The sequence below is a fragment of the Rhodoferax sp. LS1P39 genome (genome assembly GCF_056521425.1).
Window position 1 is genome coordinate 21,019 of sequence record NZ_JBWMAV010000025.1, and the last position, 11,061, is coordinate 32,079.

General features: G+C 60.4%; 8 protein-coding genes. 2 read left to right on the forward strand and 6 right to left on the reverse strand.

What is annotated here, in order from left to right:
- Positions 1–9: 9 nt before the first annotated feature.
- Positions 10–1,707, reverse strand: a complete 1,698-nt coding sequence (argS, locus tag AC097O_RS24015) for an arginine--tRNA ligase (RefSeq protein WP_479595449.1) — start codon at positions 1,705–1,707, stop codon at positions 10–12.
- Positions 1,708–1,829: 122 nt separating this feature from the next.
- Between argS and AC097O_RS24020 the strand changes: the two genes are divergently transcribed.
- Entirely contained in the window at positions 1,830–2,144 is a 315-nt protein-coding gene (locus AC097O_RS24020; protein ID WP_479595450.1) for a PsiF family protein, read from the forward strand.
- Positions 2,145–2,268: 124 nt separating this feature from the next.
- Here the strand turns inward: AC097O_RS24020 and AC097O_RS24025 are convergent, their stop codons facing one another.
- The 3 genes from AC097O_RS24025 to AC097O_RS24035 are packed head-to-tail and all read right to left on the reverse strand — an operon-like array spanning position 2,269 to position 5,383.
- Positions 2,269–3,201, reverse strand: coding sequence for a LysR family transcriptional regulator (locus tag AC097O_RS24025; protein WP_479595451.1), 933 nt, complete (start codon positions 3,199–3,201; stop codon positions 2,269–2,271).
- A 51-nt stretch (positions 3,202–3,252) separates the two neighbouring features.
- A complete protein-coding gene (locus tag AC097O_RS24030; protein ID WP_479595452.1) occupies positions 3,253–4,443 on the reverse strand; it encodes a CaiB/BaiF CoA transferase family protein in 1,191 nt (396 codons plus the stop codon).
- Positions 4,436–5,383, reverse strand: coding sequence for a hydroxymethylglutaryl-CoA lyase (locus AC097O_RS24035; protein WP_479595453.1), 948 nt, complete (start codon positions 5,381–5,383; stop codon positions 4,436–4,438). Before AC097O_RS24035 ends, AC097O_RS24030 begins: the two co-directional genes overlap by 8 nt.
- A gap of 134 nt (positions 5,384–5,517) precedes the next feature.
- On the opposite strand from AC097O_RS24035, the gene AC097O_RS24040 reads away from it, so the two are divergent.
- Positions 5,518–7,695: a malate synthase G gene (locus AC097O_RS24040; protein WP_479595454.1), complete on the forward strand. Its 2,178-nt coding sequence runs from the start codon at positions 5,518–5,520 to the stop codon at positions 7,693–7,695.
- A gap of 129 nt (positions 7,696–7,824) precedes the next feature.
- Here AC097O_RS24040 and AC097O_RS24045 read toward each other — a convergent pair whose 3' ends face one another.
- Together AC097O_RS24045 and AC097O_RS24050 are read right to left on the reverse strand one after the other, a co-directional pair.
- Positions 7,825–9,138: a hypothetical protein gene (locus AC097O_RS24045; RefSeq protein WP_479595455.1), complete on the reverse strand. Its 1,314-nt coding sequence runs from the start codon at positions 9,136–9,138 to the stop codon at positions 7,825–7,827.
- The gene (locus tag AC097O_RS24050; RefSeq protein ID WP_479595456.1) at positions 9,139–10,869 is read right to left on the reverse strand and encodes a hypothetical protein; all 1,731 of its coding nucleotides are present in this window, start codon (positions 10,867–10,869) and stop codon (positions 9,139–9,141) included.
- Positions 10,870–11,061: the final 192 nt, after the last annotated feature.

Here is an 11,061-nt window from a genome sequence, read left to right on the forward strand (position 1 = left end):
TGCTGTCACTTACATTTTTTCAGGAGCACTCACCCCGAGTACCGCCAAACCATTGTGCAGCACCTGGGCACAGGCGGCGACCAGGGCCAGGCGGGCCAGCTTGAGGGTCTCGTCGTCCACCAGCACGCGCTCGGCATCGTAGTAGCTGTGCAGATTGGCGGCCAGTTCGCGCAGGTAGAAGGTCACGTCGTGCGGCGCAAAGCCGTCGGTGGCATTGGTCAGCATCTCGGGGTATTTGGCCAGTTGCAGCATCAGGGTTTGGGCCTGGGGCACCAGCAGGCTGGACAGGTCTACACCCTGCAGGCTGGCCACATCGCCCGCCCAGTCGCGCAGCATCTTGCAGATGCGGGCGTGGGCGTATTGCACGTAGTAGACCGGGTTGTCGTTGTTCTGCGAGCGGGCCAGGTCGATGTCGAAGGTGTATTCGGTATCGGGCTTGCGGCTGAGCAGGAAGAAGCGCACCGCGTCCTTGCTGGTCCAGTCGATCACGTCGCGCAGGGTCACGTAGCTCCCGGCGCGCTTGCTGATCTTGACCTCTTCGCCGCCGCGCACCACCCGCACCATGGTGTGCAGCACGTAGTCGGGGTAGCCCTGGGGAATACCCACGTTGGCGGCCTGCAGCCCGGCGCGCACGCGGGCGATGGTGCCGTGGTGGTCAGTGCCCTGGATGTTGACCACCTTGGTAAAACCACGCTGCCATTTGGCGATATGGTAGGCCACATCGGGCACAAAGTAGGTGTAGCTGCCGTCGGTTTTGCGCATCACGCGATTCTTGTCGTCGCCATAGTCGGTGGACTGCAGCCACAGCGCGCCGTCTTGCTCGTAGGTTTTGCCTGCGTCTTGCAGCAGTTGCACCGTGGCATCGACCTTGCCGCTGGTGTACAGGCTGGATTCAAGGTAGAAATTATCGAACTTCACCTGGAAGGCCTGCAAGTCCAGGTCTTGCTCGCGGCGCAGGTAGGCCACGGCGAATGCGCGGATCGAGTCCAGGTCGTCGATGTTGCCGGAGGCCGTGACTTCGCGGTCGTCGGCCTTAACGGTCTTTTGGGCCAAAAAGTCGTTGGCAATGTCGGCGATGTACTCACCGTTGTAGAAGTTCTTGCTGACCGGGTTGTCTGCGTCGGTAGGCCAGCAGGTGTCGCCGGGCTTGAAGCCCTTGGCGCGCAGTTGCGTGCTGGTGGCCAGGGTGCCAATCTGCACGCCCGCGTCGTTGTAATAGAACTCGCGGTACACGTCCCAGCCCTGGGTGGCGTACAGGTTGCAGATGGCATCGCCCAAGGCCGCCTGGCGGCCATGGCCTACGTGCAGCGGGCCGGTGGGGTTGGCCGAGACAAATTCCACCAGGATGTGCTGTCCGTTACCGGGCTGTACACCGAAGCTGGCCCCGGCGGCCAGCACTTCGCGCACGATTTCCTGCTTGGCGGCGGGTTTCAGCTTGATGTTGATAAAGCCCGGCCCGGCGATGTCGATGGCCTCGACCCACTTCTCAAACGCTGGCTGTTCCAGCAGGGCCGCGCGCAGGTTTTCACCCAGTTGGCGCGGGTTCAGCTTGAGCGGCTTGGCCAGTTGCATGGCGGCGGTGCAGGCGAAATCGCCATGGGCCGCCACCTTGGGGGACTCGAACGCGGCTTTGCTGCCTGCGCCGGGGGCTATTTTTTCCAGCCCGACGGCCAGCGCCGCGAGCAATTCATGTTTGACTGAGAGCATGCGGCGATTTTACGGGGGCCGTCATCCGACTTGCAGGATGCGCCGTTATAGGGTGCAATCCGCTGGTGCAACAATCTGTTGTACACAGGATTACTTCCATTTTTGCCACTTCTGGAGCTTGCATGAAACAACTCTTACCCCTGATCGCCGCCCTGGGCATGGCCTTTTCCCTTGGCGCGGTCCACGCGGCCGACAAGGAAAAAACGCCCCAGCAAATGAAAATGACCTCCTGCAATGCCGATGCCAAGACCAAGGAGCTCAAGGGCGACGACCGCAAGGCGTTCATGAAGACCTGCCTGAGCGCCAAGACGGAAGCCCCCGCGGCTGCCGACGGCAAGACCGCCCAGCAAAGCAAGATGGTCACCTGCAACAAGGACGCCACCGGTAAAACAGGCGACGAACGCAAGAAGTTCATGAGCGAGTGCTTAAAGGGCTAACCCCCAGGCTACAGCGCAAGCGCTTTTCGCCAACCCCCTTGCAGGGGGCAACACCAGCAGCCTGGCAGAGCCAGTTCTGCGGTGTTTCTGGAAGGCAACCGTTTCGCCCTCCACCACAACCCGGTCAGCCGGGTTTTTTTACGTCCGCCCCGGTCCAGAACCCGGGCCGCCCGTAGTGCAGCTTCAAAAAGTCGATCCACAGCCGTACCCGCAGCGGCAGATGCTTGCGTTGGGCAAACACCGCGTAGATGCCGTTGGGTGGCGCGGCAAACGCGTCCAGCACCGACACCAGCTGGCCGCTGGCGATTTCGGCTTCCACCTCCCAGGTGCTGCGCCAGGCGATGCCATAGCCTGCCAGACACCAGTCGTGCAGCACCTGGCCGTCGGTGCAGTTCAGCGGGCCACTGGGTTTGGCGTAGAACACGTCCGGGCTGCCGGGGGCGGTAAACGCCCAGCCCCGGGTTTGCGAGGCCTCGCTGGACAGGGCCAGGCAGTCAAATTTGGCCAGGTCGGCGGGCTGCTGCGGCGTGCCATGGCGCTTCAAAAACGCCGGGGTGGCCACGCACAGGCGGCGGTTGTCGGCCAGGCGCACGCTGACCAGGCTGGAGTCAGGCAAATCCCCCACCCGCACCGCGCAGTCAAAGCCCTCGCCGCCCAGGTCCACCACCCGGTCGCTCAGGTTCAGGGTCACGGTCACGTCCGGGTGCTGCTCGCGAAACCACGGCACCAGCGGGGCCACGTGGCGGCGGCCAAAACCGGCAGGCGCGGTGATGCGCAGGTGGCCGCTGGCCTGCACGCCCCCGGCCGACACACTGGCCTCGGCATTCGCCAGGTCGGCCAGCACGCGCTGGCAGTCTTCCAGAAACGCGCTGCCCTCGTGCGTGAGGCTGATGCGCCGGGTGGTGCGCAGCAGCAGCTTCACGCCCAGGCGCTCCTCCAGCGCGTCCAGCCGCCGCCCGATGATGGCCGGGGCCACGCCCTCGGCCTGGGCCGCAGCGGTCAGGCTGCCGCGCGCCGCCACGGCGACAAAAGTTTCAAGCTGTTTGAGTTGGGCCATAGAGATTTATAAGAAATACGGCTCTCGCGCTTATTCGATCAGCGCAAGCAGCTACTTATTCAATAGCATCAACTGCGCAATCTCCGCCTCGCCATAGCCCAGCTCGCGCAGCAGCTCGGCGCTGTGTTCGCCCAGGCGGGGCGGGTCCAGGCGCAGGCCGGGGCGCTGGCCGTCCAGTGTCAAAGGCAGCAGCACGGTGTGGGTGGCGCGGCCATCGGGCAGGTTCATGGGGGCCAGGCCGCCGGTGGCTTGCAGATGCGGGTCGTCCAGCAGGTCGTGCGGGCGGGTGATGGGCGCAAACGGCAGCGCGTGGCGCTCGAACACTTCGGCGATATGGGCGGCGCTGAAGGCGGCCATGCGCTCGCGCAGCAGCGGCATCATCCATTCGCGGGCGCGCACCCGGTCGTTGTTGCTGGCCAGGCGTGCGTCGTGCTGCAAATCGCCCAGGGCAAAGGCCTCGCAGAACACCGTCCAGGCCGTGTTGCTGACCACGGCCAGAAAAATCTGCTCCCTGCCCTGCACGCTGAACACGTCGTAAATACCCCAGGGCGAGATGCGGGCGGGCATGGGCGCGGCGGGCTGGCCGGTCACCGCGTACTGCAGCATGTGCTGGGCCACCAGAAACACATTGTTCTCGAACAGCGCGCTCTGCACCTCCTGGCCCAGGCCCGTTTTCTCGCGCTGGGCCAGGGCCGCCATGGCCCCGATCGCGCCAAACATGCCGCCCATGATGTCGTTCACGCTGGTGCCCGCGCGCAGCGGGTCGCCGGGGCGGCCCGTCATGTAGGCCAGGCCGCCCATCATTTGCACCACCTCGTCCAGCGCGGTGCGGTGGTCGTAGGGGCCGGGCAGAAAGCCCTTGTGGCTGATGTAGATGAGGCGCGGGTTCAGCTTTTTGAGCGTGGCGTAGTCCAGCCCCAGCTTGGCCATGGTGCCGGGCTTGAAGTTCTCGCTGACGATGTCGGCGGTGGCGATCAGGCGCAGCGCGGCTTCCTTGCCCTCGGGGGTTTGCAGGTCCAGCGCCAGGCTTTTCTTGTTGCGGTTGAACAGGGCGAAGAATCCCGCGCCCGAGCCCAGCAGTTGCCGGGTGCTGTCGCCCTCGCGGCCATGGCCTATGGGCTCGACCTTGATCACCTCGGCACCCAGGTCGCCCAGCACCAGGCCGCAGGTGGGGCCCATCACCATGTGGGTGAATTCGACGACGCGGATGTGGGCGTAAGGGAGCGTGTTCGTCTCAGACATTCTGGAATCCTTGGGTGAAATTTTTGGGCAACCCGGCCTCGGGGGTCATGCCGTAAATGGCTTCGCCGGGCAGCCCGGTTTGCAGCGGGGCGCGGGCTTTGAACAGCGTGGCCAGGTCAATGCCGGTGTGGATGCCCATGGCTTCGAACATGAACACCAGGTCTTCGGTGACCACATTGCCCGACGCACCGGGCGCATACGGGCAACCGCCCAGCCCGCCCAGCGACGCGTCGAAGGTGCGCACACCGGCTTCATACGCGGCCAGGCAGTTGGCAAGGCCCAGGCCGCGCGTGTTGTGCATGTGGGCGGCCCCGGCCTTGCTGCCAATCTCGGCCCGCAGTCCCAGAAACAAGCGCCGCACCTGCGCCGGGTTGGCCATGCCGGTGGTGTCCGACAGGCCCACTTCGTCCACACCCACCCGCACCAGCTCGGAAGCCAGCCACAGCACCTCGGCATCCGCCACCGTGCCTTGCAGGGTGCAGCCAAAGGCGGTGGACATGCCCACCTCAATGGACACGGCGGGCGCGGTGGCGTTGCGCAGGGCGACGATGCGCCCCACCTCGGCCACCATCTCCTCGCGGGTTTTGCGCACATTGGCCAGCGAATGGGCTGCGCTGGCCGACACGGGGATGGTCAGCTTGTGCACGCCCGCCGCCAACGCCGCCTCGGCCCCGCGCAGGTTCGGCACCAGGGCCATCACCGTCCAGCCGGGCAAGCCCAGTGCGTGGCGCACCACTTCGGCCACATCGGCCATTTGCGGCAGCAGCTTGGCGGGCACAAAAGAGCCCACCTCCACCTCGCGGATGCCGCTGGCGTGCAAAGCATCCAGCCAGCGCAGCTTGTGCGCTGTGGCCATGGTGGCGGCGACAGATTGCAGGCCGTCGCGCGGGCCGACTTCGCTGACCAAAACGCCCAGGGGTGGCGCAGTTACCGAATGCATAAGCCTCCAATTACATCCATTTAAGTCACGTATAAAACCAATTTAACCTTCTTAATGCGCCTTAAAGGTTGTAATACAGTAGGCCCATCGTTTGCTTTATTCTTCGTCCCACACCATTCCCAAGGCACTCCACCATGACCGCACGCACCACCCGCCACCAGCTCCAGGTTGCCACCGTTCTCGAACGATTCATTGACGAAAAAGTGCTGCCCGGCACCGGCGTGGACAGTGCCCGATTCTGGGCCGGTTTTGATGCCATCGTGGCCGACCTGGCCCCCAAGAATATCGCCTTGCTGGCCGAGCGCGACCGCCTGCAGCTGGAACTGGATGCCTGGCACAAGGCCCACCCCGGCCCCATCGCCGACATGCCCGCCTACCGCGCGTTTTTGGAATCCATTGGCTACCTGGTGCCCATGCCCCTGAACGTAGCCGCCACCACCGCCAATGTGGATGCCGAGCTGGCCCTGCAGGCCGGGCCGCAGCTGGTGGTGCCGGTACTGAACGCCCGCTACGCTCTGAACGCCGCCAACGCCCGCTGGGGCAGCCTGTACGACGCGCTGTACGGCACGGACGCTATTCCCGAGACCGGTGGCGCGGAAAAAGGCAAAGGCTACAACCCGGTGCGCGGTGCCAAGGTGATTGCCTTCGCCCGCAATGTGCTCGACCAGGCCGCCCCGCTGGCCAACGGCTCGCACAAGGAAGCCACCGGCTACAGCGTGCAACACGGCCAACTGGTCATTAACCTGCACAACAGCAGCACCAGCCTGGCCCACCCCGAGGCCTTCATCGGCTACCAGGGCGAGCCCGCCGCCCCCACCTCCATCCTGTTGCAGCACAACGGCCTGCACATCGACATCCAGATCGACCGCAGCACGACGATTGGCAAAACCGACGCAGCCGGTATCAGCGACGTGGTGCTGGAAGCCGCGCTGTCCACCATCCTCGACCTGGAAGATTCGGTGGCCGTGGTGGATGCCGAAGACAAGGTGCTGGCCTACAGCAACTGGCTGGGCATCCAGCTGGGCACGCTGACCGAAGAAGTGCAAAAAGGCAGCGGCAGCTTTACCCGCCGCCTGAACCCCGACCGCGTGTACACCGCAGCCAACGGCGGCCAGGTCACGCTGCATGGCCGTTCGCTGATGTTTGTGCGCAACGTCGGCCATTTGATGACCAATCCGGCCATTCTGTACGGTAACGGCCAAGAAATCCCCGAAGGCATCCTGGATGCGATGGTCACCGTCACCATCGCCATGCACGACTTGCAACGCAAGGGCAACTCGCGCACCGGCAGCGTCTACATCGTCAAACCCAAAATGCACGGCCCGGCCGAAGTGGCCTTCGCCTGCGAGCTGTTTGGCCGCGTGGAAGCGGTGCTGGGTTTGCCGGAAAACACCGTCAAGCTGGGCATCATGGACGAAGAGCGCCGCACCAGCGTCAACCTCAAAGCCTGTATCGCCGCCGCCAGCGCCCGCGTGGCCTTCATCAACACCGGCTTCCTGGACCGCACCGGGGATGAGATGCACACCGCCATGCACGCCGGCCCCATGATCCGCAAGGGCGACATGAAGTCCAGCGCCTGGATTGCTGCGTACGAGAAAAACAATGTGCTGGTCGGCCTGAGCTGCGGCCTGCGCGGCAAGGCGCAAATCGGCAAAGGCATGTGGGCCATGCCCGACCTGATGCACGCCATGCTGGAGCAAAAAATTGCCCATCCCAAGGCCGGTGCCAACACCGCCTGGGTGCCCAGCCCCACCGGAGCCACCCTGCACGCCCTGCACTACCACCAGGTCAAGGTGTCGGACATCCAGATCGGCCTGGAGAAAATCGATGCCAACGGCGAACGCGACCACATCCTCAACGCCCTACTGCAAATCCCCGTGACCGCCACGCCAAACTGGAGCGCTGCCGAGAAACAGCAGGAGCTGGACAACAACGCCCAGGGCATCCTCGGCTACGTGGTGCGCTGGGTGGACCAGGGCGTGGGCTGCTCCAAGGTGCCCGACATCCACAACGTCGGCCTGATGGAAGACCGTGCCACCCTGCGCATCAGCAGCCAGCACATGGCCAACTGGTTGCTGCACGGCGTGGTCACCCAGGCCCAAATCACCGAAACCTTCGAGCGCATGGCCGCCGTGGTGGACGGCCAGAACGCGGGCGACGCGGCGTACCAGAACATGGCGGGCCACTTCGGTACCTCGGCGGCATACAAGGCCGCGTGCGACCTGGTGTTCAAGGGCCTGGAACAGCCCAGCGGTTACACCGAGCCCCTGCTGCACGCCTGGCGCTTGAAGGTGAAGGCGGGGATGGCTTGAGGCAAATGCTATTGAATCGGTAGCTGGTTGCGCTTATGGAATAGGCGCTGGCTGCCGATTTGGCGTATAAAAATGGCACCTGCGGGTGCCATTTTTTGCTCTATAAACCACTCATCATTTATGCGTGAATTACTCAGGCAAAACCAACTGGCTGATTGTCATGCCACCACTAATAGCTCCATCGTCCGCCATCACGTATACGGCACTTTGCTGTGATAGCCCCCCCGCATGTGAACTCCCATTCCAAGCCGATTTTTCGGATAAAACAGCCCATACAAGTGAGTAAACATGCGTCTTTAAATACTGCATAAGTGCAATTTGATCGACCACCAAAACTCGGCCACCTTGGGTTGACCCCATAAAAATACAGTCACCATCTTTGCAATGGATTTCCATCGACCCGTTCTGAGTCAGTTTCGGAGCCGAAAGTGGATTGCCCAACACTTCTCCAAGCGCTCGATGCAACGAAGGTGCAGGCAGTTGGACGTGTATTGAGTCCTTGGAAATCTCGCAAGCAGGTAAGAAGAAATGTTGCTTCACTCCCCTCAGCCAAGTGTCGTTGCGCCGACAACTTTCATCAATGTCAATCAAAACGGGATGCCACGGATATTCAGAAACCCAGCATTGATAGGCCTCTGGAATATCGCATCCGTCACCGTAAAAATCTTTCCCACGAAGGACCTTCAGCTTCTTCGCGAGGTCGCGTGTCGGTATCAAGAACACTCGTACGTCAATCCACTGTGACATCTGCGCGGATTTGAATTGCTCAACACCGAACCCCAATTCTTCTTCAAAGTTGAGATGAGCATTCAATACAACCCACTTTTTGCTATCGTGCTCCAGCGTGAGATACGGCTCAAACGAATCGAAGTCCGAACCCACCCAAGCCTGCTTCTGGGCCACGGTTTCCAAAGGTAGCACGGGGTTCTCAATGCTCCACCAAGACGGCGGACCATCCTCAACTTCCTTTGCGGAATCATTCACACCTAAAGCGTGGCTTGGATCGTAGTCTCTGACAGACAGTTCCCAAGCGCCACGGAGCGGCCTATTCACTTCGCCCCAGGGACGGAACAGTAACGAATCGGCTAACAAACCCAAGTACTCGTGCAAACCAATCCATTGGTATTTTTTTGAAATTCGCTCCGTTTTCTTTTCAGATCTCCCGCGTCCTCGATAGCCCAAAGTCATTTCAAAATTCGAAAACCGCGTAGGCTCCCAGCCCAGTTCCAAAACACGTTGCCAGATAAAGCGCCGGGCGAAGCGCGCATCGTGCTCGTGCCCACCCCTTCCTAGCCCACTTGTCCTCTCATCGGCCCGTTCATCATCCACAAAATGATGTACTGCAGAACCCATTACATAACGCCCAAAGTCACCATAGTGCCCCATCTCTTCAGGCACAAGTGAACTTGCAATACGCCCAAAAGCAGGGTCTGCCGCGTACACCTAAACTTGCGCCTCCGTCCAGACCTTTGGCTTAGGTTTGTTGACCTTTTGAACCAAAAACTCCAAACAAGTAACGGGCAAAACACCAGACTCACAGGCATGTCGAATGATAAATTCTGCGTAGTCGCGCTGCAGAATGTGCGGAGAAACTTCACTCTGTTTCCAAAAATGACCAAGTACATACTCCGAGACTAGTTTTGCCGCGGGTGAGCCGAGATACGGCAGAACTCCACACATAACAGCCAACAATCGCTCTTTGACATAGGGGTCATTGACTCCCCAAAATGAATCAAGCAGCTGTACGCACGACAGGCCAGACCGACTTGCCACCAACACTCGAATGGCGATATTGGTTGCGTTATCTCGCAACTCGCGATTTGGGGAACTAGTCAGCCACAACAAGACTGTTGCAGCGAGACGCGCTTGTTCGTCTGAAGATCGACCCGCAGACGCACCAGCCCAATGAAGAAACGGGGAAAGAACGCCTCCACTCAAATCGCTTGGGTTCTCCAACGCCAATGGCACTGTCCAATTCGATTCACGTAAAGACAGCGATTGCTCAATTAGATGTTTGTGCAAGAAATCTGCATTTAGTGGGTGCTCTGGGACACATGAAAACTGAAGTAACTTTTCCCACACGTCGAGGGATCGAGGTTGGCAGTTCGCCCAAGTCCTAAAGAGATGAACGACTTGTGTATCGCCGGCACCTAGTACCCGCCATGAAAGAGCGGCTAACCAAGCAGACCAAAGCATTTTTTTAGCGCCAGATCGCGCCCGCTCATCCAAAATTTGGCCCGCAACCGGGCACGACACCAACTCGATACCTACTCCGGCAGGCAGCAGCAGCGCATACGCAAATAGCTGAGGTGCAGCCATCGAGTCCAGTCGCCCACCGTGGGTGAGGTTAGGTAACAGGTTCGAGTGCCAATGAGCCAGCCAATCCTTCCTAGTCCGAAATTCCTGTAATGCAATCTGTGCGATTCGTACGTCGCTAAACCGCTCATACTGCAAACGGACTTGAGTTCCTACCGGAGTCTCGACTTCCTGCAACAGGCCTTCAGAATTTAGGTGTCGATAAAGTGACCGTGAGGCCGTTGGCTCGGGAAAATGTTGTAAACAAATTGCCTCCACCTGCGCCGCACCCAACCTCTTTGTATGGGTATGCGTAAGAGTCCCCACAATTGCAGCGACCGCACGCCGCGTTGTACTTTGAGGGCAATCAATTCGTGTTTCTATCTCTTCAGCGATGCGTGACTCCCAGTCATTTAACACCGTAACAAAAGAGATCGGCCCCTGCGGCAATGTTCTTCCACGATAGGCTTCGCATAGCGTTTTTAAAAACAGGGGGTTTTGGAACTCGACATTCAGTGTTGGAAACTGCGCGCTAATAACCTCATAGCCACCAAAATAGGCTTCTACGGCTTCGTAAAACTCTAGGTCAAATCCGTGGTGGGTGATCACCTTTGACTCTGCCAATATCTTTGGCGACATCAATGCTTCCAGGCAATCAGAGCGGCAGGAGACTAACAACTTGACACTGGGAAACTCTTTTACCAATCCGACAAGTTGTGGCAACTCCCGTTTCCACAGTCCTCGTGCTGGCGCTTCGTTAATTGCGTCAATCGCCAGTAATGCAATGCCGCCGCTGTTTGAGGCCTGCACTGCCAAGCACACAAACAACTCTCGCAAGGACCCTTCCCAATTTACAAGCCTTGGGATTTGCAAGTTCAACACATCTTGAGTTGCAAATCTTTCACCGACAACAAGAAGACAGGGTCGCCCTTCCGCAAGGGTGGCTCGTGCGAGGTGTGCTGGTCAAGTTTTTTCGGACACCGCGATAGGTTGTTTGATTGCCGATTGCTGCTCGAAAGCATTGGGTGGCAAGTTGCCCAGTTTGGAGTGCAGCCGCACGCTGTTGTAGAA

Bases quoted from the DNA above. Each gene is read 5' to 3' on its own strand.
- argS (WP_479595449.1), bottom strand. From the start codon at position 1,707: ATGCTCTCAGTCAAACATGAATTGCTCGCGGCGCTGGCCGTCGGGCTG.
- AC097O_RS24020 (WP_479595450.1), top strand. From the start codon at position 1,830: ATGAAACAACTCTTACCCCTGATCGCCGCCCTGGGCATGGCCTTTTCC.
- AC097O_RS24025 (WP_479595451.1), bottom strand. From the start codon at position 3,201: ATGGCCCAACTCAAACAGCTTGAAACTTTTGTCGCCGTGGCGGCGCGC.
- AC097O_RS24030 (WP_479595452.1), bottom strand. From the start codon at position 4,443: ATGTCTGAGACGAACACGCTCCCTTACGCCCACATCCGCGTCGTCGAA.
- AC097O_RS24035 (WP_479595453.1), bottom strand. From the start codon at position 5,383: ATGCATTCGGTAACTGCGCCACCCCTGGGCGTTTTGGTCAGCGAAGTC.
- AC097O_RS24040 (WP_479595454.1), top strand. From the start codon at position 5,518: ATGACCGCACGCACCACCCGCCACCAGCTCCAGGTTGCCACCGTTCTC.